This is a genomic window from Streptomyces sp. NPDC026246, from assembly GCF_055567995.1.
This window is the reverse complement of record NZ_JBVHPJ010000002.1, coordinates 739,275-765,402: the sequence shown is the minus strand read 5'-3', so window position 1 is coordinate 765,402 and position 26,128 is coordinate 739,275. Positions and strand designations below refer to the sequence as shown.

Here is a 26,128-nt window from a genome sequence, read left to right as displayed (position 1 = left end):
AAGGCCCCGGAACCCGAGCGGGTTCCGGGGCCTTCGCCGTCAGCGGGCTACTTCGCCTCGGCCTTCTGCAGCTCGGCGAGTTCCTCGTCCGACTCCCGGCCCGGCGTGGGCAGGTTGAACTTGATGATCGCGAAGCGGAAGACCACGTAGTACAGGGCCGCGAAGCACAGCCCGACCAGGGCCAGGCCCCAGGGGTTGGTCGCGATGCCGAGGTTCAGAGCGAAGTCGATGGCGCCGGCGGAGAAGCCGAAACCGTCCTTCATCCCCAAGGCCCAGGTCAGGGCCATCGAGACACCGGTGAGCACGGCGTGGATCGCGTACAGCACCGGAGCGATGAACATGAAGGTGAACTCGATCGGCTCGGTGACACCGGTGACGAACGAGGTCAGCGCGAGGGAGAACATCATGCCGCCGACGACCTTGCGGCGCTCGGGCCGGGCGCAGTGCACGATCGCGAGGCAGGCGGCCGGCAGGGCGAACATCATGATCGGGAAGAAGCCGGTCATGAACTGCCCGGCGGTCGGGTCGCCGGCGAGGAAGCGGGCGATGTCACCGCTCTTGCCCTCGTACTCGCCGGCCTGGAGCCACGGGAACGAGTTCAGCAGGTGGTGCATGCCGACCGGGATCAGCGCGCGGTTGGCGACACCGAAGATGCCCGCACCGACGGCACCGGAACCGACCAGCCACTCACCGAAGTTGTGCAGCCCCGCACCGAGGACCGGCCAGATGTAACCGAAGACGACGCCGATGATCAGACCCGCGAAGGCGGACAGGATCGGCACCAGGCGGCGACCGCCGAAGAAGCCGGCCCAGTCCGGCAGCTTGGTGCGGTAGAAGCGCTGGTAGAGCAGGGCGACAACGATGCCCATGACCACGCCGCCGAGGACACCGGCGTTGACCGCCTTATCCACCATGACGACCTTGCCGTCGACGGCGGTCGGCACCTTCGGCTGGTTCGGGTCGGTGAAGGTGGACAGCACGCGCTGGAAGACCAGGTACCCGGTGACGGCGGCCAGCGCCGTGGAGCCGTCCGACTTCTTGGCGAAGCCGATCGCGATGCCCACGGCGAACAGCAGCGCCATGTTGTCGAGGATCGCGTTGCCGCCCGCCGCCATGAAGCTAGCGATCTTCGTCAGGAACGCGGGGAACTCGGGACGGCCCAGCATGTCGTCGTTGCCGAGCCGGACCAGCAGGGCGGCGGCGGGCAGCACGGCGACCGGCAGCATGAGGCTGCGGCCGATGCGCTGCATGACGGCCATCACGGCCGAGCCCTTGCTCGGGCTCGCGGGCGCGGCTGTGTCTGTGGACATGAACTTCCTCCAGGGGGCACGGCGCCGCCCAGGAAGCATGAGAAGGGGGACGGCGGCGTCTCAAAGAAAGGGGAACGCGGTGACCACCGCGCGACCTCCACCGATGAGTGGTGTAGACCAGTTGTAGCACGGTAGGCCGAACGAGTGGAACCCGCCAATTCCGCCCGCTGCGGGGATCACGCCTTGGCGCTGTCCTCCACGTCCTCCTCGGGCTCCCGCCCCGGAGTCCTCAGGTCGAACTTCGTGATCGCGAACCGGAAGATCACGTAGTAGACCAGCGCGAACGCCAGCCCGATCGGAACGATCAGCCACGGCCGCGTCGCCAGGTTCCAGTTGATGACGTAGTCGATCAGCCCCGCCGAGAAGCTGAACCCGTCGTGCACACCCAGCCCCCACGTCACCGCCATCGACACACCCGTCAGCAGCGCGTGGACCACGTACAGCACCGGCGCGACGAACAGGAACGAGTACTCGATCGGCTCCGTGATGCCCGTGACGAACGACGTCAGCGCCACCGACAGCATCAGACCGCCGACCTCCTTGCGCCGCGCCGGCCGCGCGCAGTGCGTGATCGCCAGGGCCGCCGCCGGCAGCGCGAACATCATGATCGGGAAGAACCCCGAGGTGAACTGACCCGCGTCCGGATCGCCCGCCAGGAACATGTTGATGTCACCGTGCACCACCGTCCCGTCCGGCTTCGTGAACGAACCGAACTGGAACCAGATGGGCACGTTCAGGAACTGGTGCAGCCCCACCACCAGCAACGCCCGGTTCGCCACCCCGAACACACCCGCGCCCCACGCGTCCAGGCCGTCCATCCAGTCGCTGAAGCTCTCCAGCGCGTCACCGATCGGCGGCCACACCCACAGACACAGCGCCGCGAACGCGATCGCGACGAACGCCATGATGATCGGCACCAGCCGCCGCCCGTTGAAGAACCCCAGCCAGTCCACCAGCCGCGTCCGGTGGAAACGCGCCCAGAAGAACGCCGCCAGCAGCCCCATGACGATCCCGCCGAACACCCCCGGATTCTGAAACGCGAACGCCGTCACCTCGCGGCTGCCGTCGGTCACCTGGCACCCCACGTTGGGCACCGCGACCGACCCTTCCGGACAGTCCTCCGGGAACTGCCGCAACACCGTGAAGTACACGAGGAACCCGGCCACCGCCGCCAGCGCCGTCGAACCGTCCGACTTCTTCGCCATCCCGATCGCGACACCCACACAGAACAGCAGCGGCAGACCCAGCGCACTGTCCAGCAGCGCACCGCCCGCCCCCACCATCACCTTCGAGACGTTCGTCCAGCCCAGCCCCTCGTCCCCGAACACGTCCGGCTGCCCCAGCCGGTTGAGGATGCCCGCCGCCGGCAGCACCGCGATCGGCAACTGCAGACTCCGGCCCATCTTCTGCAGCCCCTGGAACAACCGGCTCCAGCGGGCACGCCCCGGACTGACGGCCCCCTCCGAAGCGGCCGGGCTGTCAGCACTCATTCCGCTCCCCTTCGCCGAGAGACTTTTGTCGAGAGACGCGCTCGTGGTGTAGACCAGTCGAACGGACGGTCGCGCAGACGTGACGCCATCCTTCGGCACACACGACACGACCGCTCGCGAAGATGGGCCAACTGTGGGTTACTGCGACAAAGCGGTTCGGATCAGGGAGAACGAAGATGGCCAGCAAGGCTGAGAAGATCGTTGCCGGGCTCGGCGGCATCGACAACATCGAGGAAGTCGAAGGCTGCATCACGCGCCTGCGCACCGAGGTCGTGGACCCCGCCAAGGTCGACGAGACCGCCCTGAAGGCCGCCGGCGCCCACGGCGTCGTCAAGATGGGCAGCGCCATCCAGGTCGTCATCGGCACCGACGCCGACCCCATCGCGGCGGAGATCGAAGACATGATGTGACGCACGGGGCACCGTCCCCGGCGACGGCCCCGGCACCCCGCACGCAAGAGGCCCCTCCCCCCACGGGAAGGGCCTCTTCCGTCCCTCCCGATAGGCTCAGCCGCATGTCTCGAATCGACGGCCGCACCCCCCAGCAGCTCCGCCCCATCACCATCGAGCGCGGCTGGAGCAAGCACGCCGAAGGCTCCGTCCTCGTCTCCTTCGGCGACACCAAGGTCTTCTGCACCGCCTCCGTCACCGAAGGCGTCCCCCGCTGGCGCAAGGGCAGCGGCGAAGGCTGGGTCACCGCCGAATACTCCATGCTGCCCCGCTCCACCAACACCCGCGGCGACCGCGAATCCGTCCGCGGCAAGATCGGCGGCCGCACCCACGAGATCAGCCGCCTCATCGGCCGCTCCCTGCGCGCCGTCATCGACTACAAGGCCCTCGGCGAGAACACCATCGTCCTCGACTGCGACGTCCTCCAGGCCGACGGCGGCACCCGCACCGCAGCCATCACCGGCGCCTACGTCGCCCTCGCCGACGCCGTCGCCTGGGCCCAGCGCAAGAAGCTCGTCAAGGCCGGCCGCCAGCCCCTCACCGGCACCGTCTCCGCCGTCTCCGTCGGCATCGTCGGCGGCGTCCCCCTCCTCGACCTCTGCTACGAGGAAGACGTCAAGGCCGACACCGACATGAACGTCGTCTGCACCGGCGACGGCCGCTTCGTCGAGGTCCAGGGCACCGCCGAAGCCGAACCCTTCGCCCGCGACGAACTCAACGCCCTCCTCGACCTCGCCGTCACCGGCTGCACCGAGCTCGCCGCGCACCAGCGCACCGCGCTCGACACGCTCCTCGAAAAGTAAAGGCCGCGCCAAGAACGGTGCTCGGCCCGGGCAACCGGGCCGAGCACACCCGCGTCTGAAGGAGTACGGGCGCACGGCTCATCCCTGTGCGCCCGGCCAGCCACCGGGCCCGACCAGCCCGTCGAACGAGAGGGACCGCTCCATGGCCGCGAGCCGCCGACGCCGCCGCACCGCCGCCGTCGCCGCCACCCTGGCGGCCGTCGCGCTGACCGCCGGACTCACCACCGGCTGCGCCGCCGTCGACAAGGCACTGGACTGCGTCCAGACCGCCGACGCCATCGCCGACAGCGTCACGGAACTCCAGCAGGCCGTCGACAGCGCCGCGAACGACCCGGGGCAGCTCGACGAGTCCCTCGACTCCATCGACAAGAACCTCGGCCAGATCGGCGACAAGACCGACAACGCCGATGTCGGCAAGGCCGTCGACGACCTGAACAAGGCCGTCGACAACGTCCGCACCTCGATCGGGAACGGCGACGAGACGCCGGACATCAGCCCGGTCACGGACGCGGCGGGCGAGTTGACGAAGGTCTGCACGCCGTAGCGCTGCGGGGCGCCGGCCGGGTGCGGGTGCGCCGTGGCCGCTCGCGCGGTTCCCCGCGCCCCTGAGGGGGCGCGGTTCCTGCCCGGCCATACTGTGGTGGTCATGAGCCGCCTGATCCTCGCCACCCGCAACGCCGGGAAGATCACCGAACTCCGCGCGATCCTCGCCGAAGCCGGACTGCCCCACGAACTCGTCGGCGCCGACGCCTACCCGGACATCCCCGACGTCAAGGAGACCGGCGTCACCTTCGCCGAGAACGCCCTCCTCAAGGCCCACGCCCTGGCCCGGGCCACCGGCCTGCCGGCCGTCGCCGACGACTCGGGCCTGTGCGTCGACGTCCTCCACGGCGCCCCCGGCATCTTCTCCGCCCGCTGGTCCGGCCGCCACGGCGACGACAAGGCCAACCTCGACCTGCTCCTCGCGCAGCTCTCGGACATCGCCGACGAACACCGCCAGGCCCACTTCGCGTGCGCCGCGGCCCTGGCCCTGCCCGACGGCACGGAGCGGGTGGTCGAGGGCCAGCTGCGCGGCGTGCTCCGCCACGCACCGGCGGGCTCGGGCGGCTTCGGCTACGACCCGATCCTCCAGCCGGACGGCGAAACCCGCACCTGCGCGGAACTGACCCCCCAGGAGAAGAACGCGATCAGCCACCGCGGCAAGGCGTTCCGGGCGCTGGTACCGGTGGTACGGGAACTGGTGGGCTGACGACGAGGCCCGCCCGGTCTGCACCGGGCGGGCCATCGATCCGAAGCTGTGCGGCCGGAGGGACTCGAACCCTCAAGGGATTTCTCCCACAGCATCCTAAGTGCTGCGCGTAGGCCAGTTCCGCCACGGCCGCATCCAGGTCATGGTACCGGTCAGTCGGGGCGGGTCCGCGGGGAATACCTGCCGCCGCCTCTGCACCAGGTGCTCGTCACCGCATGGCAGTTGGGGCAGAGCAGCCGCAGGTTCGCCAGCCGGTCGTCGCTCCAGTCCCCGTCGATGTGATCCACCTCGAGCGTCATGGGCTTGCCCAGCCACTGCGGACCGACGCCGCACTCCGCGCAGACCTCGGGCACCCCCACCTCCCGCAGCGCGCGGCGCAGGACCGCCGTGCGGGTGCGCCGCTCGCCTTCGTGCTTGACCAGGATTGCCTCGGGTGGCCTCACCAGGCCTGGGCGGGGTTTGCTGCGCTGGTGTGCCTGGCCCAGGAAGTGCTCCGTGCTCAGCTGGTCCTCCGCGATCCACCGGCGCAGATGCGCGCGCTGGGTGCCGCTGCCCGAACGCCCCAGGCGACGCAGCACCTCGGCGACGGAAAGGGAGTCGGCTACCGCGGCACGCAGCTCCTCGCGTGCGGGGCGTGGCCGCCTGCTGGTCACGAGACCCGCCTCTTGCCGCGTCCCCGGTACCGGTCCGTGGTCGCGTGGCAGTTGGGGCACAGCAGCCGGAGGTTGCCGATGCGGTTGTCCTGCCAGCGGCCGTTGATGTGGTCGACCTCCAGGACAAGGGGACGGCCCCGCCAGACCGGTCCGGTGCCGCACAGCGCGCAGCGCTCCTGCACTCCACAGGCCGTCATGGCCCATCTGAGGCGGTCGCCCGGCACACGCCGGGCGCGCCCCGGCGGCTGCTCGACGAGGAATGCCTCCGGGGTTCGCGCACGCCACGGCTTCCCGCGCCGGGTCGGTACCCGGAAGTGCGAGGTGTCGATGCCGTACGCCCTGATCCGGCGGCTGATGTGCGTGTGATGCCCGCCGACGACCTCCAGCCCCAGCGTGCGCAGCACCTCGCACATGTTCGTCGACCCGGCGACCGCCTTCTCAAGGACTTCCCTCGTCCACTTCACGCCCTCCCGCTCGAAGTGCGACACGTCCACGCCGAGCTTCTTCATGCGCTCCAGCACGTACCGTCGCGTCGAACTCCGCGGGTCCACCCCCAGCCGCCTCAGCGCCTCCGACAGGGTCCGTGAACCCCGGGCCGCCTCCTCCAGCCGCTGCCGGGGGTACGCGCTCGTCCCCATCCCTCATCCCTCCCCGCTCGACCACGCGTTCGTGCTCTCGTACGGAGTAACGAACCGTGTGTCGGACGGTCACGCCCGGAATGCGGAGCGGCCCGTACCGGGGTCGTCGGTACGGGCCGCTCGCGGGAGGGCAGAGGGTGTCAGACCCCCAGGTCCTTGATGATCTTCGCCACGTGGCCGGTCGCCTTGACGTTGTACAGGGCCCGTTCGACCTTGCCCTCCTCGTCCACGATCACCGTGGAGCGGATGACGCCGACGACCGTCTTGCCGTACAGCTTCTTCTCGCCGAAGGCGCCGTAGGACTCCAGGACCTGCTTGTCCGGGTCGGCGAGGAGCGTGACCTTCAGGGACTCCTTGTCGCGGAACTTCGCCAGCTTCTCCGGCGTGTCGGGGGAGATGCCGATGACGTCGTAGCCCGCGCCGGTCAGCAGCTCCAGGTTGTCCGTGAAGTCGCAGGCCTGCTTCGTGCAGCCGGGGGTGAGGGCGGCCGGGTAGAAGTAGACGATGACCTTGCGGCCCTTGTGGTCCGACAGGGACACCTCGGTGCCGTCGGCGTCGGGGAGGGTGAAGGCGGGGGCCACGTCCCCCGGCTGGAGTCGCTCGCTCATCGGACCAGGGTAACCGGGGGTCCTGACCGTGCGACGAGCCGTGGAGCTGACAGACTGTCCGGCACAGGCTTCATACCGACTTCGGAGGCGACACGGTGGCGGACACGGCGGACACCAGGACCCCGGCGCAGATCGAGGCGGACATCAGGCGCCGCCGCGCGACCCTGGCCGAGACGCTCGACGAGATCGGGGTGCGGGTGCACCCGAAGACGATCGTCGGCGATGCCAAGGCCAAGGTCGCGTCGAACATCGACCACACCCTCGGGCGGGCCTACGTGGGGGTCAACAAGGCCGTCACCGATGTGCGCGCCCGCTTCGTGGACGAGGACGGGGCGCCCCGCCTGGAGCGCGTCGTGCCCGTCGCGCTCGTCGTGGTGGGTGTGGTGGGGCTGCTCGCGCTGGGCACGCGGCGGCGCAAGGGCTGACCCGACTGCCGACGCGGGCCGGGAAGACAGGTAGGTTTCAGGGCGTGAGCGCCAAGAGAAACGAGCACAGCACCCACCCGGACAAGCTGCCCATCCGGATGCTGCACGACCGCGTACTCGTGCGGCAGGAGACCGGCGAGGGCGAGCGGCGTTCCGGTGGCGGCATCCTGATCCCCGCCACGGCGGCGGTGGGCCGGCGGCTGGCCTGGGCCGAGGTCGTCGCGGTGGGGCAGAACGTACGGACGGTGGAGCCGGGCGACCGGGTCCTGTTCGACCCGGAGGACCGGGCCGAGGTCGAGGTGCGGGGCATCGCGTACGTGCTGATGCGCGAGCGCGATCTGCACGCCGTCGCCGCGGACCGGTTCGAGGGGTCGGAGGACTCGACGGGCCTGTACCTGTAGGCCTGCCGGCAGGTCCGTGAAGGGGCCGGTGACCATGGTCACCGGCCCCTTCGGCGTGCCGTTTGCTAGCGTGGAGGGCCCCCCGACGAGACGCGCCGTACCGGGATCAAGGCAAAGACGACGCACCGACATCGTCAGCCCGTTTCCCGGAAGGTGCCCGTCATGGCCTGGGTTCTGCTCGTCGTCGCCGGTCTGCTCGAGGTGGCGTGGTCCGTCGGCATGAAGTACACCGACGGCTTCACGCGTCCCGTTCCGAGTGTGCTCACCGGCGCCGGGATCGTCGTCAGCATGCTGCTGCTGTCGCAGGCGGCCAAGACCCTGCCCATCGGTACCGCCTACGGCGTGTGGGTGGGGATCGGCGCGGCCGGGGCGGCGGTGTTCGGCATGGCGGTGCTGGGGGAGCCGGCGACCGCCGCCCGGATCTTCTTCGTGTGTCTGCTGCTGGTGGCCGTGGTGGGGCTGAAGGCGACCTCGGGTCACTGACCTTTCGCACGGCCCCACCGGCCTCTTCGCCGGGCTCTATTCGCGGCGGACGGTCTGCGGGACCACGCCCCAGCCGGGGCCGGTCGGGCCGCCGGTGGCGCCGCCGTCGTCCGTGTCGCCGCCGGTCGCGCCGCCGTCGGTGGTGCCGGCGTCGCCGCCGGTCGCCCCGCCGTCGCCGGTGCCGCCGTCCGCGGTGCCGCCGCCGGTGGGGGACTCGCCGCCGGTGGTGCCGTCGGTGGTGCCGCCGCCGGTCTGGCCCTCGTTCTGCCCCTCGGGGGCGCTCGGGCTCTGCTCGGGCGTCTGGCTGCCCTCGTCCTGGCCGCCGGTGGTGCCGTTGTCGTCGGGGTCGCCCGTGGCCGGGTCGGAGGGGGCCGTGGTGCGGGGGATCTCGGTGACGTCGGAGCCGGCCTGGAGGTCGAGGTCGAAGGCCTTGACCGGCTTGCCCTTGAGGGCGTCGCGGGTGAACTGGGCCCAGATCTCGGCGGGCGGTCCGCCACCGTTGATGCGGGGCAGGCCGAGCGCGCCGTACAGCGGCTTCTGGGCGGCGGTGACGGGGTCCTGGCCCATGACGGAGACGACCACGGCGAGGTCGGGCGTGTAGCCGGCGAACCAGGCGGCCTTGTCCTTCTCGGCGGTGCCGGTCTTGCCGGCGACGGGGCGGCCGGTGGCCTGGGCGGCGGAGGCCGTGCCGTTCTGGACGACGCTCTGCAGGACCTTGGTGGTGGTGTCGGCGGCCTCGCGGCTCACGGCCTGCCGGGTGCGCCGGTCGGGCAGGTCGACGGGGACGCCCCCCTTGGCGACCTTCTCGACGATCGTGTAGGTGCCGTGCCGGCCGTGGTTGGCCAGGGTGGCGTAGGCCTCGGCCATGTCCAGGACGCTGGCGGTGGCCGTGCCGAGCGCGATGGCGGGGCCGTCGGCGAGGTCGGGGGTGGTCTCGGGGATGCCGAGGTCGACGGCGGTCTGCTTGACCTTCTGCGGGCCGACGTCGGCTGCCATCTGCGCGTACACCGAGTTGACGGACTTGTCGGTGGCCTCGGTGACGGTGATGTCGCCGTAGGAGACCTGGTCCTCGTTCTCGGGGGCGTACGGCTGGCCGGTCCAGCCCTGGACGGGGCGCTGGTTGGTGCCGTCGTAGACGGTGTTGGGGGTGATCGTGCGGCCGTCCTGCGTCCGGGAGTCGTTCTCGACGGCCGCGGTGAAGACGAACGGCTTGAAGGTGGAGCCGACCTGGAAGTCCCGGCGGGTGGCGTTGGGGGTGTACTGCTTGACGTAGTCGATGCCGTTGTACATCGCCACGACCTTGCCGGTCTTGGGGTCGACGGCGGCGCCGCCGGCGCGTACGTAGCGGTCGACCTTGTTCTTCTTGTCGAGCTTGCTCATGAGCTTGTCGTCGACGGCCTTCACGAAGGCGTCCTGCTTGGGCTTCTGCAGGGTGGTGGTGATGCGGTAGCCGCCGGCGTCGAGCCTGCTCTCGTCGACGATCTTGTTCTGGACGAGGTAGTCCTTGACGATCCGGACGATGTAGCCGCGCTGCCCGGACATGCCGGTGGACAGGGTGGACTCCTTCGGCACCGGGAACTTCATGCCGGTGCGCTCGGACCGGCTGAGCCAGCCCTTGGTGACCATGCCGTCCAGCACGTAGTTCCAGCGGGACTCGGCGGCCCGGCGGTTCTCGGGGTGGGCGACGACGTCGTACTGGCTGGGGGCGTTGACGAGCGCGGCGAGGTAGGCGGCCCGGGCGGGGTCGAGGTCCTTGGCGTCCATGCCGTAGTAGGCCTGGGCGGCGGCCTGGATGCCGTAGGCGTTGCGGCCGAAGTAGCTGGTGTTGAGGTAGCCCTCGAGGATGTGGTCCTTGCTGACCTCGCGGTCCAGCTTGATCGCGATGAAGAACTCCTTGGCCTTGCGCGTGACGGTCTGTTCCTGGCGCAGGTAGTAGTTCTTCACGTACTGCTGGGTGATGGTGGAGCCGGACTGCTTGCCCTTGCCGAGGGCGGTGTTCCAGGCGGCGCGGACCATGGCCTTGGGGTCGACGGCGGACTCGGAGTAGAAGTCGCGGTCCTCGGCGGCCAGGATGGCGTGCTGGGCGTCCTTGGAGATCTGCCCGAGGGTGACGTTCTCCCGGTTGACCTCGCCGTCGCGGGCGATGACGGAGCCGTCCGCGTAGAGGTAGACGTTGGCCTGCTGGGTGGCGAGCGCGTTGGCCGGGGGGATCTTCACCAGGGAGTAGCCCACGAAGAACGCGCCGATGAGCAGCAGGGCCGCGACGAGGAAGGTGCCCAGGGTCATGCGCCAGGTCGGGACCAGCCGGCGCCATCCGGTCCGCTTGCGCTTCCCGGCGGCCTGGCCCTCGGGCGCGCCCGGGTCGCCGCCGGCGTCCGCCTGCGGCTCTCGCGGTGCCCAGCCCTGACTCGGCTGCTGAGACTCGTCACTCATGTCGTGCACGGACTCCTGTGTCGCGTCGTACGTCGTTCCCGTACGTCTCTGCTCGCTCTTGTGCCCCTGTGATGAAGACTGTCGCATCCGGCGATCAGTTCCCTGATCGGGGGCCGTGTCGTGGGGCGGGTGGCCGCTCCGGGGCCGGGCGGGCGGACGTGCAGGCGGGTGCGGGGTGGTTCCCGCGCCCGGTACGCCTGTTCGTCACCGTCCTGCTCGCGCCGGGTCCCCCGAAGGGGGCACGGCCGACGGTGCGAGCGGGTCGCGCGCCCCGCTCCGGCCGGCGTCGCTGCCGTACTGCTCGCCCCGGCCGCGTGCGCCCCGGCCCACGCGGACGTGTCGGATCGTACCGCCTGGCCCGGCGCGGCCCGTCGTGCGCGCCCGGGGGCGGGCGAAAACCCGTGGCGGGCGCCGTGCGCGCGCCACTAGGCTCCTGCGCTTCGGTGCCCGGCGGCGAGGAGGGTCGGTGGACGTGGGTTCGTGGCGGTTGTACGCGGCCGTCGCGGCGGGCGGCTTCCGGCGGTTCGCGACCTATCGGGCGGCCACGCTGGCCGGGGTGTTCACCAACACCGTCTTCGGGGTCATCCTCGTGTACACCTACCTCGCGCTGTGGGAGGAGAGGCCGCACCTCGGGGGGTACGGCCAGGCGCAGGCCGTGACCTACGTGTGGCTCGGGCAGTGCCTGTACGCGACGCTGGCCATCCAGGGCGGCGGGGCGGAGAAGGACCTGATGGGGCGGATCCGTACCGGTGAGATCGCCGTCGACCTGTACCGCCCGGCCGATCTGCAGCTGTGGTGGATGGCCGGTGACCTGGGCCGGGCGCTGTTCCAGCTGCTGGGGCGCGGTGTGGTGCCCTTCCTGTTCGGCGCGCTGTTCTTCCCCATGGCCCTGCCCGCGGACGTGGGCCGCTGGGCGGCGTTCGCGGTGACGCTGCTGCTGGCGGCGGTGGTCAGCTTCGCGCTGCGGCATCTGGCGGCCCTGAGCGTGTTCTGGCTGATGGACGGCATGGGGGTCAGCCAGGTGCTGGCGGTGACGGGGATCTTCTTCTCGGGCATGGTGCTGCCGCTGAACGCCTTCCCGGGCGTGCTCGGCGAGGTGGTGCGGGTGCTGCCGTGGGCGGCGCAGATCCAGATGCCGGCCGATGTGCTGATGGGGGAGACGGGCGTGCTCGGGGCGCTCGCCTTCCAGGCGGGCTGGGCGGTGGTGCTGCTGGCGGCTGGCCGGGTGGTGCAGTCGGCGGCGACGCGGCGGGTGGTGGTGCAGGGTGGGTGAGCGCGGTGCCCTGCGGGAGGGGGTGCGGGCCTACCGGCTGATCGCGGCGATGTGGGTCCGCTCCAGCATGACCTACCGCACGTCGTTCGCCGTCACGCTGTGCGGCAACCTGGTGCTGACGGGCCTGGACTTCGTGGGGATCCTGCTGATGTTCTCGCAGGTGGACTCGCTGGGCGGCTGGTCGCTGCCGGAGGTGGCGTTCCTGTACGGGCTGTCGGTGACGGCCTTCGGCATCACGGACCTGGCGCTCGGGTCGATGGACGTGCTGGGTGCCCGGATGCGCGACGGCTCGTTCGACACGCTGCTGGTGCGTCCCGCGCCGGTGCTGGCGCAGGTCGGCGCCGACCGGTTCGCGCTGCGGCGGCTGGGCCGGATCACGCAGGGGGTGGTGGTGCTGGGCTGGGCGCTGGTGTCGGTGGACGTCGGCTGGAACCCGCAGAAGGTGCTGCTGGTGCCGGTGATGGTGGTGAGCGGGGCGGTGATCTTCTCTTCGGTGTTCGTGGCCGGCGCGGCGTTCCAGATCTTCGCGCAGGACGCCGCCGAGGTGCAGAACGCCTTCACCTACGGCGGGACGACGCTGCTGCAGTACCCGCCCGGCGTGTTCGGGAAGGACCTGGTGCGGGGGGTGACGTTCGTGCTGCCGCTGGCCTTCGTGAACTGGGTGCCCGCCGCCCATGTGCTGGGCCGGCCGTATCCGGTCGGCCTGCCGCAGTGGACGGCCTACGCCTCGCCGCTGGTGGCGGTGGCCTGCTCCGTCCTGGCCGGGCTGGCCTGGCGGACGGGGCTTCGTTCGTACCGCAGTACAGGGAGCTGAGTTGACCGGGTCGGACAGTGACTTCATCGAACTCGACGGTGTGGAGAAGGTCTTCGAGGTGCGCCGCAGGACCGGCTTCCTGAAGCGCGAGCGGCGGCTGGTGCGGGCCGTCGACTCGATCTCCTTCCGGGTGCGGCGCGGCGAGATGGTCGGCTACATCGGCCCGAACGGCGCCGGGAAGTCGACCACGATCAAGATGCTGACGGGCATCCTGACGCCCACCGCGGGCCGGCTCCGGGTGGCCGGGATCGACCCCTCGGCGGAGCGCACGCGGCTCGCGCACCGCATCGGAGTGGTGTTCGGGCAGCGCACCACCTTGTGGTGGGACCTCCCGCTGGTCGACTCCTACCGGCTGATGCACCGCATGTACCGCATCCCGGAAGCCCGTTACCGGGAGAACCTGGACCGCCTGGTCGAACTCCTGGACCTCTCCAGCCTGCTGGACGTGCCGGTGCGGCAACTCAGCCTCGGCCAGCGGATGCGCGGCGACATCGTGGCGGCGCTGCTGCACGACCCGGAGGTGCTGTACCTGGACGAGCCGACCATCGGCCTGGACGTCGTCTCCAAGGCGAAGGTGCGCGAGTTCCTGCGGGAGGTGAACGCCGGGCGCGGCACCACGGTGCTGCTGACCACCCACGACCTGCAGGACATCGAGCAGTTGTGCAAGCGGGTGATGGTGATCGACCACGGGCGCCTGATGTACGACGGGGCGCTCGCCGGGCTGCACTCGGTGGGGGAGAGCGAGCGGACCCTGGTGGTGGACCTGGAGCGGGAACTGCCGCCGGTGGAGGTGCCGGCGCCGGCGCGGGTGGTGCGGGTGGAGGGGCCGCGGCAGTGGCTGGCGTTCCCCGCCGCCGAGTCGGCGGCGCCGCTCGTGGCGCGGATCGCGGCGCAGTACCCGCTGGTCGACCTGTCGGTGCGGGAGCCGGACATCGAGGCGGTGATCGCGAAGATGCTGCGTTCGCTGGGCGAGGCGCCGGAACCGCCGGCGGAGCGTGCGACCGCATAGTGCCCGGCGCGGTCAACTCGTAGGCTGCTGGGTATGACCGACGACGCTGTGCCGGACCTCCGCGCCTCCGACGCCGACCGTGAGCGGGTCGCCGACATCCTGCGGGACGCCCTCGCCGAGGGCCGTCTGGACATGGAGGAGTTCGAGGAGCGGCTGGACGCGACCTACCGGGCACGGACGTACGGGGAGTTGGCGCCGATCACGCGGGACCTGCCCGCCGCGGGGGTCACGGCGCCGGTGGTGTCGCTGCACAAGGAGCCGGCCGCCGGGCCGGACTGGCAGGGGAGGATCGTCGGCGGCGAGGGCTCCTCGACGTGGGCCGTGGCCGTGATGTCCGGCTTCCAGCGCAAGGGACGCTGGACGGTGCCCCGCCGGTTCACCTGCTTCGCCTTCTGGGGCGGCGGCGAGATCGACCTGCGCGAGGCGAACTTCACCGACCGCGAGGTGGAGATCAACGCGATCGCGGTCATGGGCGGCGTGGACGTCGTCGTCCCGCCCGGCGTCGAGGTCGTCGTCCGGGGCATCGGCGTCATGGGTGGCTTCGACCACCGCGAGGAGGGCGTGCCGGGCGAGCCGGGCGCGCCGCGGGTGATCGTGACCGGGTTCGCCTTCTGGGGCGGTGTGGGGGTGCAGCGCAAGCCGACCCGGGCGGAGAAGCTGCGGATCCGTGAGGAGCGGCGCCGCGAGAAGCTGGAGCGCAAGGAGGGCCGGCGGGAGCTGGACTCCTCGCGCCGCCGGGACTCGCACTGGGAGCACTGAGCCGCTGAGCGGGGTGTCGGTGCTGTCCCGCGGTCACCGTGGAAGGCGCCGGCGGAGGGTGCGCGTGCCGGCCTGCGGGTGAGCGCCCGTCCCGCCGGGCCGGGCGGGTGCTCGGCGGACCTACAGCTTCGCGGGCGCGGAGCCCGTCAGCGTCCGCAGGTCGAAGGACTGCGCCATCCGCGCGTAGCCCTGGTCGCTGGGGTGCAGGTGGTCGCCCGAGTCGTACACCGGACGCAGCCGGCGCGGGTCGTACGGGTCGCGCAGTGCCTGGTCGAAGTCGGCCACGGCGTCGAAGACGCGGCCGGCCCGGATCTCGGCGTTGATCTGCTGCCGTACCGCCTCGCGCGCCGGGGTGTAGCCGCGGTGGCCGTGGAACGGCATGAGGGTGGCGCCGACGACCTTCACGCCGCGCGCGTGGGCCTGGTCGACCATCGTGCGCAGGCCGCCCAGGATCGCGTTCGGGTCGGCGAGGCGGGGGTTGCGCAGGATGTCGTTGACGCCGAGGTCGACGACGACGACCTTGACGTTGGTCCGCTCCAGCACGTCCCGCTGGAAGCGGTTCAGGCCGCTGGGGTTGTCCGCCGGGCGGCCGAGGCCGTCGGCGAGGACCTGGTTGCCGCTGATGCCCTGGTTGACGACGCTGTAGCGCGGCAGGTCCCGCCCGGCCGCGATCTCCTCGCGCAGCCGGTCGGCCAGGACGTCGGTCCACCGGCTGTTGGCGCCGACGGTGGAGGTGACGCCGTCCGTCAGCGAGTCGCCCAGGGCGACGACGGTGCCCTCGGACTCGTTGCTGAGCACGTCCAGCGCGGTCAGGTAGCGCCAGGAGCCGGTCCGCTCGGTGTAGGGGACGCCGGTGGCGTCCCGGGTGTGGTCGCCCGGGGCGGCGTAGGAGACCTGCCGGGCGTGCCGGTGGTAGGTCACCGGGCCGGAGGCGGCCGGGGTGTAGGTCGTGACCAGGACGTCCGTGTCGGCCGGGACGGTGAGGCGCACCGCGTCGCTGAGGACCTGCCGGCCGGGCGGGATGACGACCGCCGGGCCGCCGTTGAAGGTCAGCTGCCGCATGGTGTCGCCGACCGCCGCGGGCGTGCCGCTGCCGGCGGCGAGCGCGATCGAGGCCTGGGTGATGTTCAGCGGCGACTGGCCGTAGAGATTGGACAGCGTCACGCGGGCACTCGTACCCCCGACGCTGGTGTGGACGACGTTGCGCACGGATCGGTCCGCCATGCCGGTCACCTCGGTGCCGGGTTCGGCGGCGGAGGGGGAGGCGGACCAGGTGCCGACCCAGGTGCCGGTGGAAGCGGGCGCGGCGGAGTTGCGGGGGGCGCGGCCGTCGCCGAGGGCGCTGCGGTCGCGGGTGCCGTCGTCGGACGCCGTACCGGCGTACAGGGCGGCGGAAAGGGCCATGATCGCTGTGACGACGACGGCCAGGAGGGCGTAGCCACGTCCTCGGGTCATGCTGTGCAGTTCTCCTCGGGCGATGGGAGCCCAAGGCTCCGATCTGATGTGCCCATGATGCGTCATGGGCCGGGGGAAGCTCACAGGGCCCCGTGGCAAAGCCCCCTTCCGACAGACGCCGGGAACTCCTGTTCCGTTCCAGGAGTCGGACAGGAAGGGACAATGTGTGTGCGGGATCACCGAGCGGGTGGAGCGGATGGATCGGACGAAGAGCGAACAAGCGGGCGAGACCGAGGGGCAGCATGCCCGCCCCGGCGCCGGGGTGAACCGTGCGATGACGACCTTCAGCCCGGCGGACGAGGAGAAGCGGCGCGGCGTACGCCGTATGAAGCTCACCGCCACGGGACTGCTGCTCTTCGTCGCCGTGGTCTACGTGCTCGCCAAGTGGGCCCAGAACTCGGGGGCCGGTGCCTGGGCGGGTTATGTCGCCGCCGCCTCGGAGGCCGGCATGGTCGGCGCCCTCGCGGACTGGTTCGCCGTCACCGCCCTCTTCCGCCACCCCCTGGGCATCCCCATCCCGCACACCGCGATCATCCCCAAGAAGAAGGACCAGCTCGGCGTCTCCCTGGGCGAGTTCGTGGGGGAGAACTTCCTCTCCGAGGCCGTCGTGCGCCAGCGGCTGCGGGCCGTCGGCATCGGCAGCCGCCTCGGCGCCTGGCTCGCCGTCCCCGAGAACGCCGACCGGGTCACGGCCGAGCTGTCCGCCGCCCTGCGCGGCGCCCTGACCGTGCTGCGCGACTCCGACGTCCAGGCCGTCGTCGGGGAGGCGATCACCCGCCGGGCGGGCGCCCAGGAGATCGGGCCCGGCCTCGGCAAGATGCTGGAGAAGGTCGTCGCCGACGGCGGCCACAAACGGGTCGTCGACCTGGTCGTCACCCGCGCGCACGACTGGCTCGTGCTGCACGGCGACTCCGTGATGGACGCCGTGCAGGGCGGCGCCCCCGGCTGGACCCCGAAGTTCGTCGACAGGAAGGTCGGCGAGCGCGTCTACAAGGAGCTGCTGCGCTTCGTCACCGAGATGCGCGACATGCCCGCCCACCCCGCCCGCGGCGCCCTCGACCGCTTCCTCACCGACTTCGCCTCCGACCTGCAGTCCGACACCGACACCCGTGCCCGCGTGGAGCGGCTCAAGAGCGAGGTCCTCGGCCGCGGCGAGGTCCAGGACCTCATCGCCAGCGCCTGGACGGCCGTACGGTCCATGATCGTCGCGGCCGCGGAGGACGAGCGCAGCGAGCTGCGCCTGCGCGTGCGGGCGTCCCTGCTGTCGCTCGGCTCGCGGATGGCGGCCGAACGCAAGGTGCAGGACAAGGTCGACAAGTGGGTGGAGGACGCCGCCGTCTACGTCGTCACCACCTACCGCAAGGAGATCACCTCCCTGATCACCGACACCGTGGCGAGCTGGGACGCCGAGCACACCACCAAGAAGATCGAGGCGAACATCGGCCGCGATCTGCAGTTCATCCGCATCAACGGCACGGTCGTCGGCTCCCTGGCCGGCCTGCTGATCTACACGGTGACGCACGCGCTCGGGGCGTAAGCGGATCGGGTCAGGGCACTTGGAGAACGTTCTTCTCGCTGAGGAGGGAGCCCATGACCACCACGCAGGCCGGGACCGGCCGAACCGTGACGACCAGCATCCCCGCCCGCCTCGACCGCCTCCCGTGGTCACGCTGGCACTGGACCATCGTCATCGGTCTCGGCACCGTGTGGATCCTCGACGGTCTCGAAGTCACCGTCGTCGGCAACATCGCAGGCCGCCTGTCCGAACCGGGCAGCGGCCTGCCCATCACCTCGGGTGAGGTCACCGGTCTGGCGGCCGCCCTCTACGTGGCGGGCGCCTGCATCGGCGCCCTGTTCTGGGGCCGCCTGACGGACAAATGGGGGCGTAAAAAACTCTTCATGATCACCCTCGCGGTGTACCTGGCGGCCACCGCCCTCACCGCGATCTCCTTCGACACGTGGTGGTTCCTCCTCTTCCGCTTCCTCACCGGCTTCGGCATCGGCGGCGAGTACGCGGCCATCAACTCCGCGATCGACGAGCTGATCCCCAAGGAGTACCGCGGCCGCGTCGACCTGATGATCAACGGCAGCTTCTGGCTGGGCGCGGTCTTCGGCTCCCTGCTGTCGATCGTCGCCCTGGACACCGACATCTTCGCGGCGAACGTCGGCTGGCGCCTGACCTTCGCCCTCGGCGCGGTCCTCGCCCTGGTCATCCTCCTCGTCCGGCGGCACGTCCCCGAAAGCCCGCGATGGCTGCTGATCCACGGCCGCGACGACGAGGCGGAACGCATCGTCTCCTCCATCGAGAAGGAAATCGAACGGGAGAACGGCAAGCCGCTGCCGCCCGCCGAGGGTGAGATCACCATCCACCAGCGCCGCAGCGTCTCCTTCCTGGAGATCGGCCGCACGGTCTTCTCCGACTACCGCAAGCGGGCCATCCTCGGCTTCTCCCTCTTCATCGGCCAGGCCTTCCTCTACAACGCCATCACCTTCGGCTTCGGCGCGATCCTCACGACGTTCTTCGACGTCCCGAGCGGCAACACCGGCTACTACTTCGCCGTCATCGCCGTGGGCAACTTCTGCGGCCCGCTGCTGCTCGGCAAGCTCTTCGACACCGTCGGCCGCCGCATCATGATCTCCGGCACCTACATCCTGTCCGGCCTGCTCCTGTTCGGCACGGCCTGGCTGTTCGACCAGGGCTCGCTGAGCGCGACCACGATGACGGCCTGCTGGTGCGCGGTCCTCTTCTTCGCCTCGGCCGGTGCCTCCAGCGCCTACCTGACGGTCTCCGAGGTCTTCCCGATGGAGACCAGGGCCATGTCCATCGCCTTCTTCTACGCCATCGGCACGGCGGCCGGCGGCATCAGCGGCCCGCTGCTGTTCGCCACGCTGACGGAGAGCGGGGTCGTGGGCGACGCGGTCCTCGCCTTCTGCATCGGCGCGACGCTGATGTGCCTGGCGGGGCTGGTGGCGGTCTTCCTGGCCGTCAACGCGGAGCAGCGCTCCCTGGAGGACATCGCCAAGCCGCTGACCGCGGCGGCGAACAAGGTCAAGCGCGGAAGTGGGGGCGGGAGCGACCCCGACGGCCCCGGAGCGGGGGGTTCCACGCCGGCGACGGCGTGAGGGTGAGTGTGAGTGTGAGTGTGGGCATGAGGACGGGCGGGCCTCTGGCGCCGCCCGTCCTCGGCCGCTCTCGTCCCCCTGGCGTGCCGCCCGGCGAGCGGCACGCCGGAACTGCGCTATAGTTGATCTGCGTCCAGTCGCCGGAACTCCGGTCGGCGGACAGTGCGTTGGTGGTCCAAGGAAAGACGCCCCACTTCCTGTGGGGAGATGCAGGTGCAAGGCCTGCCCGGCGCTCCGACGAGAACCCGGCCCTGGGATTCAGGGCCGGGTTCTTTGCTGTGCGCGGGCGGCTGTGCTGTGCGTGGGCGGGTGGGCCGGCTCAATGGGTCTGGCCGCTGTACGGCCCCGCAGGGCTGGCTCGACGGGCCTTGGGGCGCCCGTCAGGCGGTCGCCAGGCCCTCGGCCGGTGGGCACCGGGTGTCCAACGGGCGGCCCGCAGGGCCCGGTCACGGGTCGGCAGGCGCGCTGTCGGCGGACCGCCGGGCCGAGTCCGGCGGACCGGGCGGCCGCTCACCGAGGCGCGCTGCCGTGTCGGCCCGACGGCGCGCCCCGCATGCGACCGCCCCAGCCGAGGTGTACCGGCCTGCCGTGTACCCAGCTACGGGCCCTGCGGCGTACGGACCCTGCGGCATGCGGGCCTGCCACGCACCGGCTACGGGCCTATGGCGTACGGGCCCTGCGGCGCCCCGGCCTGGGGCAACTACGCGTCGCCGCGCCCTCGTCGGTCCGCCACCGCCCAGGACGCGAGCGCCACGGCGCCGGCGACGCCGAACACGGCCGGCCAGGCGCCCACCTTCTTCGCCAGCGGATGCGACCCCGCGAACGCGGCGACGTACGCGGCGGACAACGCGCCCGCGGCCACCCCGCCCGCCTGCTGCCGCCACTGCCGGGCGGCCACCGCCCCGGCGGCGGCCAGCACGACCCCGCCGAGCGGCCGCTGCCGGGTCCAGCGGGCCGCCCCGTATCCGCCCACGAGCCCGCTCGCGGCGACCACCGCGCTGGGAACCTTCGCCATCACTGCCCTCCTGATCAGTTCGAGGAGCCCTCGAAGCCCGAGGCTAACCCGCGCGCGGCGCTGCGCCCGCGTCAGGGCGTGGCAGAACACCTCACCCCAACATGAGCCGAGGCTTGTCAACTTTCCTCCTCCGAGCTATATAAGAAGACGCAGACCGTTGGGCATCGCACCTACTGCGCCTGAAGAGAGGAGTGACCAGTGATGCTCATGCGCACGGACCCCTTCCGTGAACTCGACCGTCTCACCCAGCAGGTTCTCGGCTCCGCCGCCCGCCCGTCCGCGATGGCGATGGACGCCTACCGCACCGGGGACGACTTCTTCGTCCACTTCGACCTCCCCGGCATCGACCCCGAGACGATCGAACTGGACGTGGAGCGCAACGTCCTCAACGTCCGGGCCGAGCGCCGCTCGCCGGCCCCCGAGGGTGCGGAACCGCTGGTGGCGGAGCGTCCCACCGGCACGTTCACCCGCCAGCTGTTCCTCGGCGACACGCTCGACACGGAGCGCATCGACGCGTCCTACGAGGCCGGCGTGCTGACCCTGCGCATCCCGGTGGCCGAGCAGGCCAAGCCCCGCCGCATCCAGATCACCGGCGGCGACGCGCGCAGGCAGATCAGCGGCTGACCCGGCCGACCACACCCACGCAGGTACGGGACCGCCCCCCCCCCGCCCCCCGGGGGACGGTCCCCGCACACCCCACCCGCGCCCCGTGCCGACGGCGTCGCAGGAACCGGCGGCACGGAAGGCGGCAGCAGCACCGGATCCGGAGGAAGACCCGCAGATGAGCGTGACGACGGTGCCCAGTGTGACGACGACACCCACGCCCCCCAAGACCCTGATCCCCGGCCCGTCCCGGCACCGCGGACCCCGGGACGACGACAGCGCCTGGGCCCGACTGGTCGACGCAGTACGGGACTTGGGCCAGTACCCCACCAGGCCGGAGGCCGAGCGGATCACCCGTATCGTCCTGTCCGCCCTCGGCGGTCACGTCATCGGTGACGAACGGGTCGACCTCGCACGCGCCCTGCCGGAGGAGGCGGCCAGGGTCGTCGCCTCCCAGATCCCGGCGACCCGCCGGCTCACCGCCGCGGAGTTCGTCGACTCCGTCGCGGCCCGCATCGAAGGAGCGACCTCCGCGACGGCCCGCTGGGACGTCAGCTCCGTCCTCAGCGTGCTGCCGCACCTGATCGGCGACGACCTGGTGACCCGCATCCTGGCCCAACTCCCGCCCGGCTACGCCCTCCTGTTCGGACGAGCGGACCTGAGCCCGGCATCGTAGGACCCGATGCCCGGCGCGACGGCCACCCCGGCAACGCCCAGTGGGTGACCGTCGCGCCCGGGAGCCCCGCCCCCCACGCCAGGAGCCCCGTGACCCGGCCAAGCCCCGTGACCCTCACCGCTCCCGACGGCACGCGCCTCGCCTGCACGGACCACCGCCCCGCAGACCCGCCGGGACCAGCCCCCTTCCTCCTGCTGCACGGCCTGGCGGGCCACCAGGGCGAGTGGGACGCCCTCGCCGCGCGGCTGTCGGCCGACGGACACCGCGTGGCGACGTACGACGCCCGGGGCCACGGAGCCAGCACCCGCACCCCCGCGGACACGACCCGCGCGGCCCACGTCTAGGACGCCGTCACGGTGATCGAGGCACTGAACCTAACCCCCGTGACGCTGCTCGGGCAGTCCCTGGGCGGTCACACGGCCCTCCTGCTGGCCGCGTCACACCCCCACCTGGTGACATCCCTGATCCTGGTCGAGGCGGGTCCAGGCGGCCCGGCTCCCGAACTCCCGGGCCGCATCGCACGCCGGCTGGACAGCTGGCCGACGCCGTTCGCGTCCCTGGGAGAGGCCGCAGAGTTCCTCGGACATGAGGCCTGGACGAGAACGCTGGAGCGACGGCGGGACGGCTGGCATCCGTCCTTCGACCGCGCGACGATGATCTCCACGGTCGCCGAACTGGCCACCCGGGCCTACTGGCAGGACTGGGCGCGCATCACCTGCCCCACCCTGCTCGTCCAGGCCGAACACAGCACGATGCGCGTCGGCGAACCCGCGACGATGCTCACCCACCGCCCACAGACCCACCTGGTCCGCATCCCCGACGCGTCCCACGACGTCCACCTCGACCAGCCGGCCCGCCTGCACGAGGCGGTACGGGCCTTCCTCCTTGACCTCGACCGAACTTGAGGTCCTACCGTCGTCGCCACCAGAGCCCAGGGAGGACGAGGATGACCACGCGAACCGACGACCTGAAGGACTACCCGGACGAGGAACTGGCCGCCCAGCCGATCGGAGCCTGGACCGGCGAGGCGTACCGGAGGGTCGTCGGGGCGATCCGCGCCCAGCTGGCCGTGGAGAACCTCACCCAGCCCCACTGGTGGACCCTCACCCACGCCTCCGGCGCGCCCGGCCACTGGACCCGCGCGTCCCTCACCGCCCGCCTCACCCCCTACGACGACCAGAGCACCGACTTCGACGCGGTCTACGACGACTTGACGGCCCGGGGCTGGCTCCGGGAGGACCCGCGAGGCGGCATGGCCCTGACGGAAGAGGGTGAGGCGGCCCGCCTCCGCGCCCGGGAACGCAACCTCCGCATCCACACCCGCACCCACGGCGGCGTCTCCCGGGCCGACTTCATCACCACGATCAACGTCCTGAGGCGCATGGTCGCCAACCTGGGTGGCGACGGGAACCTTCCGAATCCCGTCAAATAGTTCGACAGCCCTCGTCCCGGTTGGCGATGCTGCGGAGCGCACTACACCCCTGCCGACCGACGGGACGGAACCGACTGTTGAACCCCACCCTGCGCCACCTCACCTTCGACTGCACCGGCGAGCCCTACGAACTGGCCCGCTTCTGGTCCGAGTTCCTCGGCCACCCCCTCTCGGACACCGACAAGCCCGGCGACGACGAAGTCCTCATCGAGTTCCCGGCCGGCACGCCCGGCCTGCTCTTCGTGAGGGTCGAGGAGCCGAAGACGGCCAAGAACCGCATCCACTTCGACCTCGCCCCGACGGGCCGCACCCGCGCGGAAGAAGTGGACCGAGCGGTGGCTCTGGGCGCCCGCATCGAGACGGACCGCACCCTCCCGAACGGCCGAGGCTGGGTCGTGATGACGGACCCGGAGGGCAACGAGTTCTGCGTCGAGCGCGGGGAACAGGGCTAGCCGGAGGCGCGGATGACCTCGAACCAGGAGGGGCGGGTGCCATCTCTCGAAGACGAACCAGGGGTGTACGAGATCCGGATCCACGGCTGCCGGACCCTGCGAGAGGCGCTGACACTCCAGGACCCGATCGAACGCCTCCTGTGCCCCGCCCCCGACCACGCCCCGCCCTGCGAGATCCCTTGGAGCTTCACCCTCGCCGGCGGGGACGACGACGCGTCCACCGCCCTCGTCCTGGGCGCGTATACGTCCGGCACCCGGGCCACACAGGTGGCGGACCGCGTGCGCACGCTCGTGGGTGAGACGCGGACCGTCGATGTGAGGGAGGGCGAGGCCGGGGAGTGGGGGGAGCTGGTTGAGCAGTATCGGTTCGAGAGAGGGCTGGGCTCAGTCGGGAACGCCCGCGGGCAGTAGAAGACCAGGCATCGTCGGGTGCCACAGGCGCTGCTCCTGATCGCACACCCGCAGCACGAAAGCCTCCGGCCCCGGACGGCTCGCTGCATCGAAGGCGTCCAGAACGCTTTCGACACGCTCCCACAACCTCGCCGGGCCGCCCTCTCGCACATGCCATTCGCCGTCCATGGGCGTCAGCGTGGCAGCAGAGCCGCTCACCACGTCGACCAGGTACACGACCTCGTCGACAGTGACCATCTGTGCGTCCGGCACGGCGCATTGGGCAAGGAACCGCAGATGGAACGCCTCCTCGGTCGCGGCCGCGAGGCGCTCCGGACCGTGTCGGGCCGTTCTGGGCTTGTCCGGAAGCCCAGCTGCCCAGTGGGCGGGATTTCCGAACGGCGGCGCGGCGTGTGTCCGGGCAGCCATGAAGGAGACCGTGCCGGGCAACAACGCGCCCTCCGCCGTGCCGTCTCCGGCGACGGTGAGCAGCACACGCGCGTAGCCGTAGAGCCACCCCGACAGAGTGAGCAGGACCTTTCCACCCGGTCGGGTCTGTGCGAGCAGGGCAGGCGGTACCGCACGGAAGGAACAGGCGGCGACGATTCGATCGAAGCGGGCCTCGGGCCAGTACCCGTACAGCCCGTCCGCGACGGCCAGGGTGGGGGTGTAGCCGCAGCCGTACAGCGCGTCGGCCGCGGCCTCCAGCCGGCGCGGGTCGACCTCGATGCTGGTGACATCTCCCGCTTCGAGGCGTTCGCAGGCCAGCGCGGTCGAGTAACCCGTGCCGGTCCCGATCTCCAACACGGTGTGACCGTCTGCCACTTCGGCGTCGTCCCACATACGCACCACCAGGGACGGCAGCGTGGAGGACGAGGTGGGAGCGCCACCATGCCGTACGACCGGGGTCCGCCAGTCGGGCTCTTCGCCGTCGAACTGGGTGATCAGAGTCGTGTCCGAGTACGCGGCCGTCAGCCACCGTCCGTAGTCGAGCTCGGCGGTGACCGGTTCCCAGGCCGTCGGACCCATTGCGTCAGGCCGCCCCCCGGGTAGGTAGAACCCGGGAACGAAGCGATGCCGCGGGACCGCGTCCACCGCCGCCCACCATGCCGGGTCCACCGGGACATCGTTCCGAGCGAGGGCGTGCACCATGGCTGCGCGCAGGGGGACCGCGTCCTTCTCGGGATCAGCGGGCATTGCCATGACCTACCGTCTCCTTCCGGTCTTCCGTGTTCAGGATGTCGGCGAATGCCTCGGCGATGTCCGCGGCGTCCGGCAGCCAGCCCCACTGTCCATTCGGATTGCACTCGATGGCCCACCAGTCCTCGGGCTCGTCTCCGTCTCCGGTGAGCGCGAAGTCGAAGCAGCCGAACGTCAGGTCGAAGGACTCCAGGTAGCTGTGCAGGGCGGCCTCGATCGGGGCGGGCACGGTGACGGGGGAGTGCGACAGTTCGTCCCAGTCGCCCCGACGCCAGTCCACAGCTCCGTCCGGAGCGACGATCCGCTGGGCGAAGACGTGGGGTCCGACGACGGTGACCCGTACGTCCGAGCGCTTGGGCACCTCGGCCTGGAACAAGTGCGCCGTCACCGCCAGGGCCTCGTCGAAGCTGTCCGGCTGGACCCTTTGGGTCCAGATCGCGCCGGCGTGGCCGTCCTCTCCACAAGGAAGACCACGGAACGTCTTGTAGACGACTCGCCCGTGATCGGCCGCGAACCTCCTGGCCTCATCCGCCTCATTGGTGATCAGTGTGGGTGGGACGCGCAGGCCCAGCTCCGTGAATCTCCGCAACTGGGCCGGCTTGAAGTCCGCGCGGGTCACCGCGTGCGGATGATTCACGTACATCGCCGGGCGCAGGGCGTTCAGGACACCACCGAGCCCGTGCCGCGCCTCTGCGGCGCCGAACTCCCTCTGCTGTCGCGGAAGGTGCCGGAAGCGGTCGGCGTACGGGGTGGGACGACGGTAGTAGACCGCCGCCACCTCCCGCACATCCACTTCTCGGCTCGGGGTGCTGAGCCGTCCGACCCACGCGGGCTCGTCCTCGTCAAGGCGGAACCCGAAGGTCAGGTCGGGCCCGAGGTCGGCGGGATCGATGCGCACGACAGGCACCTCGCGCTCATTGAGCGCACGGATGACGCGGTCCGCGGTGAAATCCTCCAGCGCCGTGATGACCAATACCGTGGACGC

28 protein-coding genes, 1 tRNA gene, 1 pseudogene and 1 riboswitch are annotated in these 26,128 nt (G+C 71.1%); of the genes and pseudogenes, 19 read left to right on the top strand and 11 right to left on the bottom strand.

Features of this window, described 5'->3' with window-relative positions; translation table 11 throughout:
* Positions 1-47: 47 nt before the first annotated feature.
* Both ACZ4M5_RS07555 and ACZ4M5_RS07550 read right to left on the bottom strand, forming a co-directional pair.
* Positions 48-1,310, bottom strand: a complete 1,263-nt coding sequence (locus ACZ4M5_RS07555; RefSeq protein ID WP_467734041.1) for a PTS transporter subunit EIIC — start codon at positions 1,308-1,310, stop codon at positions 48-50.
* A gap of 176 nt (positions 1,311-1,486) precedes the next feature.
* The gene (locus tag ACZ4M5_RS07550; RefSeq protein ID WP_467734039.1) at positions 1,487-2,800 is read right to left on the bottom strand and encodes a PTS transporter subunit EIIC; all 1,314 of its coding nucleotides are present in this window, start codon (positions 2,798-2,800) and stop codon (positions 1,487-1,489) included.
* A gap of 176 nt (positions 2,801-2,976) precedes the next feature.
* Here ACZ4M5_RS07550 and ACZ4M5_RS07545 point away from each other — a divergent pair, with 176 nt between their 5' ends.
* The 4 genes from ACZ4M5_RS07545 (at position 2,977) to rdgB (ending at position 5,301) form a co-directional block, all read left to right on the top strand.
* The gene (locus ACZ4M5_RS07545; protein ID WP_279552360.1) at positions 2,977-3,210 is read left to right on the top strand and encodes a PTS sugar transporter subunit IIB; all 234 of its coding nucleotides are present in this window, start codon (positions 2,977-2,979) and stop codon (positions 3,208-3,210) included.
* Between the two features lie 104 nt (positions 3,211-3,314).
* Entirely contained in the window at positions 3,315-4,052 is a 738-nt protein-coding gene (rph, locus tag ACZ4M5_RS07540; protein WP_467734037.1) for a ribonuclease PH, read from the top strand.
* A gap of 142 nt (positions 4,053-4,194) precedes the next feature.
* Positions 4,195-4,596: a hypothetical protein gene (locus ACZ4M5_RS07535; RefSeq protein WP_467734035.1), complete on the top strand. Its 402-nt coding sequence runs from the start codon at positions 4,195-4,197 to the stop codon at positions 4,594-4,596.
* Positions 4,597-4,698: 102 nt separating this feature from the next.
* On the top strand, positions 4,699-5,301 hold the full coding sequence (gene rdgB / locus ACZ4M5_RS07530; protein WP_467734033.1) for an RdgB/HAM1 family non-canonical purine NTP pyrophosphatase: 603 nt from the start codon (positions 4,699-4,701) through the stop codon (positions 5,299-5,301).
* A 49-nt stretch (positions 5,302-5,350) separates the two neighbouring features.
* Here the strand turns inward: rdgB and ACZ4M5_RS07525 are convergent.
* The 4 genes from ACZ4M5_RS07525 to bcp form a co-directional block, all read right to left on the bottom strand.
* Positions 5,351-5,434 (bottom strand) — tRNA-Leu (locus ACZ4M5_RS07525).
* A 19-nt stretch (positions 5,435-5,453) separates the two neighbouring features.
* Positions 5,454-5,954 carry an HNH endonuclease signature motif containing protein gene (locus ACZ4M5_RS07520; protein WP_467734031.1) on the bottom strand — a complete coding sequence of 167 codons (501 nt, stop codon included), beginning with the start codon at positions 5,952-5,954 and terminating at the stop codon, positions 5,454-5,456.
* Entirely contained in the window at positions 5,951-6,592 is a 642-nt protein-coding gene (locus ACZ4M5_RS07515; protein WP_467734030.1) for an HNH endonuclease signature motif containing protein, read from the bottom strand. The genes ACZ4M5_RS07520 and ACZ4M5_RS07515 overlap by 4 nt, the downstream gene beginning before the upstream one ends.
* Before the next feature lie 140 nt (positions 6,593-6,732).
* On the bottom strand, positions 6,733-7,200 hold the full coding sequence (bcp, locus tag ACZ4M5_RS07510; RefSeq protein WP_467734029.1) for a thioredoxin-dependent thiol peroxidase: 468 nt from the start codon (positions 7,198-7,200) through the stop codon (positions 6,733-6,735).
* A gap of 95 nt (positions 7,201-7,295) precedes the next feature.
* Here bcp and ACZ4M5_RS07505 point away from each other — a divergent pair, with 95 nt between their 5' ends.
* The 3 genes from ACZ4M5_RS07505 to ACZ4M5_RS07495 all read left to right on the top strand — a co-directional run bounded on the left by ACZ4M5_RS07505 (position 7,296) and on the right by ACZ4M5_RS07495 (position 8,509).
* Positions 7,296-7,625 (top strand): DUF3618 domain-containing protein, encoded by a 330-nt coding sequence (locus ACZ4M5_RS07505; RefSeq protein ID WP_369196487.1) that lies wholly within the window; start codon positions 7,296-7,298, stop codon positions 7,623-7,625.
* Between the two features lie 44 nt (positions 7,626-7,669).
* Positions 7,670-8,026: a GroES family chaperonin gene (locus tag ACZ4M5_RS07500; RefSeq protein WP_369196488.1), complete on the top strand. Its 357-nt coding sequence runs from the start codon at positions 7,670-7,672 to the stop codon at positions 8,024-8,026.
* 52 nt (positions 8,027-8,078) lie between these two features.
* Positions 8,079-8,153: riboswitch (guanidine-III (ykkC-III) riboswitch) on the top strand.
* Positions 8,154-8,188: 35 nt separating this feature from the next.
* The gene (locus ACZ4M5_RS07495; RefSeq protein WP_333933570.1) at positions 8,189-8,509 is read left to right on the top strand and encodes a DMT family transporter; all 321 of its coding nucleotides are present in this window, start codon (positions 8,189-8,191) and stop codon (positions 8,507-8,509) included.
* A gap of 36 nt (positions 8,510-8,545) precedes the next feature.
* Here the strand turns inward: ACZ4M5_RS07495 and ACZ4M5_RS07490 are convergent, their stop codons facing one another.
* Positions 8,546-10,942 carry a transglycosylase domain-containing protein gene (locus ACZ4M5_RS07490; protein ID WP_467734025.1) on the bottom strand — a complete coding sequence of 799 codons (2,397 nt, stop codon included), beginning with the start codon at positions 10,940-10,942 and terminating at the stop codon, positions 8,546-8,548.
* A gap of 472 nt (positions 10,943-11,414) precedes the next feature.
* Between ACZ4M5_RS07490 and ACZ4M5_RS07485 the strand changes: the two genes are divergently transcribed.
* The 4 genes from ACZ4M5_RS07485 to ACZ4M5_RS07470 are packed head-to-tail and all read left to right on the top strand — an operon-like array spanning position 11,415 to position 14,797.
* Complete coding sequence (locus ACZ4M5_RS07485; protein WP_467734282.1) at positions 11,415-12,215, top strand: ABC transporter permease; 801 nt, start codon at positions 11,415-11,417, stop codon at positions 12,213-12,215.
* Positions 12,208-13,029 (top strand): ABC transporter permease, encoded by an 822-nt coding sequence (locus ACZ4M5_RS07480; RefSeq protein WP_467734023.1) that lies wholly within the window; start codon positions 12,208-12,210, stop codon positions 13,027-13,029. The genes ACZ4M5_RS07485 and ACZ4M5_RS07480 overlap by 8 nt, the downstream gene beginning before the upstream one ends.
* Before the next feature lies 1 nt (position 13,030).
* The gene (locus tag ACZ4M5_RS07475; protein WP_467734021.1) at positions 13,031-14,038 is read left to right on the top strand and encodes an ABC transporter ATP-binding protein; all 1,008 of its coding nucleotides are present in this window, start codon (positions 13,031-13,033) and stop codon (positions 14,036-14,038) included.
* 33 nt (positions 14,039-14,071) lie between these two features.
* A complete protein-coding gene (locus ACZ4M5_RS07470; protein WP_467734019.1) occupies positions 14,072-14,797 on the top strand; it encodes a DUF1707 SHOCT-like domain-containing protein in 726 nt (241 codons plus the stop codon).
* A gap of 120 nt (positions 14,798-14,917) precedes the next feature.
* Here the strand turns inward: ACZ4M5_RS07470 and ACZ4M5_RS07465 are convergent, their stop codons facing one another.
* A complete protein-coding gene (locus ACZ4M5_RS07465) occupies positions 14,918-16,252 on the bottom strand; it encodes an SGNH/GDSL hydrolase family protein (RefSeq protein WP_467734017.1) in 1,335 nt (444 codons plus the stop codon).
* 196 nt (positions 16,253-16,448) lie between these two features.
* Between ACZ4M5_RS07465 and ACZ4M5_RS07460 the strand changes: the two genes are divergently transcribed.
* On the top strand, positions 16,449-17,789 hold the full coding sequence (locus ACZ4M5_RS07460; RefSeq protein WP_467734015.1) for a DUF445 domain-containing protein: 1,341 nt from the start codon (positions 16,449-16,451) through the stop codon (positions 17,787-17,789).
* Positions 17,790-17,842: 53 nt separating this feature from the next.
* A complete protein-coding gene (locus tag ACZ4M5_RS07455; protein ID WP_467734013.1) occupies positions 17,843-19,375 on the top strand; it encodes an MFS transporter in 1,533 nt (510 codons plus the stop codon).
* 700 nt (positions 19,376-20,075) lie between these two features.
* Here the strand turns inward: ACZ4M5_RS07455 and ACZ4M5_RS07450 are convergent.
* Entirely contained in the window at positions 20,076-20,390 is a 315-nt protein-coding gene (locus tag ACZ4M5_RS07450) for a hypothetical protein (RefSeq protein WP_398110056.1), read from the bottom strand.
* Between the two features lie 201 nt (positions 20,391-20,591).
* On the opposite strand from ACZ4M5_RS07450, the gene ACZ4M5_RS07445 reads away from it, so the two are divergent.
* From ACZ4M5_RS07445 to ACZ4M5_RS07420, 6 genes and pseudogenes are all read left to right on the top strand, one after another.
* On the top strand, positions 20,592-21,014 hold the full coding sequence (locus ACZ4M5_RS07445; protein ID WP_398110057.1) for an Hsp20/alpha crystallin family protein: 423 nt from the start codon (positions 20,592-20,594) through the stop codon (positions 21,012-21,014).
* A 157-nt stretch (positions 21,015-21,171) separates the two neighbouring features.
* Entirely contained in the window at positions 21,172-21,669 is a 498-nt protein-coding gene (locus ACZ4M5_RS07440; protein WP_467734010.1) for a DUF2267 domain-containing protein, read from the top strand.
* Positions 21,670-21,713: 44 nt separating this feature from the next.
* Positions 21,714-22,574 (top strand): annotated as a pseudogene (locus tag ACZ4M5_RS07435) (alpha/beta fold hydrolase).
* Positions 22,575-22,615: 41 nt separating this feature from the next.
* Positions 22,616-23,101: a MarR family transcriptional regulator gene (locus ACZ4M5_RS07430; RefSeq protein WP_467734008.1), complete on the top strand. Its 486-nt coding sequence runs from the start codon at positions 22,616-22,618 to the stop codon at positions 23,099-23,101.
* Positions 23,102-23,175: 74 nt separating this feature from the next.
* Complete coding sequence (locus ACZ4M5_RS07425; RefSeq protein ID WP_467734280.1) at positions 23,176-23,553, top strand: VOC family protein; 378 nt, start codon at positions 23,176-23,178, stop codon at positions 23,551-23,553.
* 12 nt (positions 23,554-23,565) lie between these two features.
* On the top strand, positions 23,566-23,964 hold the full coding sequence (locus tag ACZ4M5_RS07420; RefSeq protein WP_467734006.1) for a hypothetical protein: 399 nt from the start codon (positions 23,566-23,568) through the stop codon (positions 23,962-23,964).
* On the opposite strand, the gene tgmC is transcribed toward ACZ4M5_RS07420, so the two are convergent.
* Positions 23,938-25,146: an ATP-grasp peptide maturase system methyltransferase gene (gene tgmC, locus ACZ4M5_RS07415; RefSeq protein WP_467734004.1), complete on the bottom strand. Its 1,209-nt coding sequence runs from the start codon at positions 25,144-25,146 to the stop codon at positions 23,938-23,940. The two genes, ACZ4M5_RS07420 and tgmC, sit on opposite strands and share 27 nt — an antisense overlap.
* Positions 25,130-26,116, bottom strand: a complete 987-nt coding sequence (tgmB, locus tag ACZ4M5_RS07410; protein WP_467734002.1) for an ATP-grasp ribosomal peptide maturase — start codon at positions 26,114-26,116, stop codon at positions 25,130-25,132. Before tgmB ends, tgmC begins: the two co-directional genes overlap by 17 nt.
* Between the last annotated feature and the right edge of the window lie 12 nt (positions 26,117-26,128).

Bases quoted from the DNA above. Each gene is read 5' to 3' on its own strand.
- ACZ4M5_RS07555 (WP_467734041.1), bottom strand. From the start codon at position 1,310: ATGTCCACAGACACAGCCGCGCCCGCGAGCCCGAGCAAGGGCTCGGCC.
- ACZ4M5_RS07550 (WP_467734039.1), bottom strand. From the start codon at position 2,800: ATGAGTGCTGACAGCCCGGCCGCTTCGGAGGGGGCCGTCAGTCCGGGG.
- ACZ4M5_RS07545 (WP_279552360.1), top strand. From the start codon at position 2,977: ATGGCCAGCAAGGCTGAGAAGATCGTTGCCGGGCTCGGCGGCATCGAC.
- rph (WP_467734037.1), top strand. From the start codon at position 3,315: ATGTCTCGAATCGACGGCCGCACCCCCCAGCAGCTCCGCCCCATCACC.
- ACZ4M5_RS07535 (WP_467734035.1), top strand. From the start codon at position 4,195: ATGGCCGCGAGCCGCCGACGCCGCCGCACCGCCGCCGTCGCCGCCACC.
- rdgB (WP_467734033.1), top strand. From the start codon at position 4,699: ATGAGCCGCCTGATCCTCGCCACCCGCAACGCCGGGAAGATCACCGAA.
- ACZ4M5_RS07515 (WP_467734030.1), bottom strand. From the start codon at position 6,592: ATGGGGACGAGCGCGTACCCCCGGCAGCGGCTGGAGGAGGCGGCCCGG.
- bcp (WP_467734029.1), bottom strand. From the start codon at position 7,200: ATGAGCGAGCGACTCCAGCCGGGGGACGTGGCCCCCGCCTTCACCCTC.
- ACZ4M5_RS07495 (WP_333933570.1), top strand. From the start codon at position 8,189: ATGGCCTGGGTTCTGCTCGTCGTCGCCGGTCTGCTCGAGGTGGCGTGG.
- ACZ4M5_RS07490 (WP_467734025.1), bottom strand. From the start codon at position 10,942: ATGAGTGACGAGTCTCAGCAGCCGAGTCAGGGCTGGGCACCGCGAGAG.
- ACZ4M5_RS07470 (WP_467734019.1), top strand. From the start codon at position 14,072: ATGACCGACGACGCTGTGCCGGACCTCCGCGCCTCCGACGCCGACCGT.
- ACZ4M5_RS07465 (WP_467734017.1), bottom strand. From the start codon at position 16,252: ATGACCCGAGGACGTGGCTACGCCCTCCTGGCCGTCGTCGTCACAGCG.
- ACZ4M5_RS07460 (WP_467734015.1), top strand. From the start codon at position 16,449: ATGGATCGGACGAAGAGCGAACAAGCGGGCGAGACCGAGGGGCAGCAT.
- ACZ4M5_RS07455 (WP_467734013.1), top strand. From the start codon at position 17,843: ATGACCACCACGCAGGCCGGGACCGGCCGAACCGTGACGACCAGCATC.
- ACZ4M5_RS07450 (WP_398110056.1), bottom strand. From the start codon at position 20,390: ATGGCGAAGGTTCCCAGCGCGGTGGTCGCCGCGAGCGGGCTCGTGGGC.
- ACZ4M5_RS07445 (WP_398110057.1), top strand. From the start codon at position 20,592: ATGCTCATGCGCACGGACCCCTTCCGTGAACTCGACCGTCTCACCCAG.
- ACZ4M5_RS07440 (WP_467734010.1), top strand. From the start codon at position 21,172: ATGAGCGTGACGACGGTGCCCAGTGTGACGACGACACCCACGCCCCCC.
- ACZ4M5_RS07430 (WP_467734008.1), top strand. From the start codon at position 22,616: ATGACCACGCGAACCGACGACCTGAAGGACTACCCGGACGAGGAACTG.
- ACZ4M5_RS07420 (WP_467734006.1), top strand. From the start codon at position 23,566: ATGACCTCGAACCAGGAGGGGCGGGTGCCATCTCTCGAAGACGAACCA.
- tgmC (WP_467734004.1), bottom strand. From the start codon at position 25,146: ATGGCAATGCCCGCTGATCCCGAGAAGGACGCGGTCCCCCTGCGCGCA.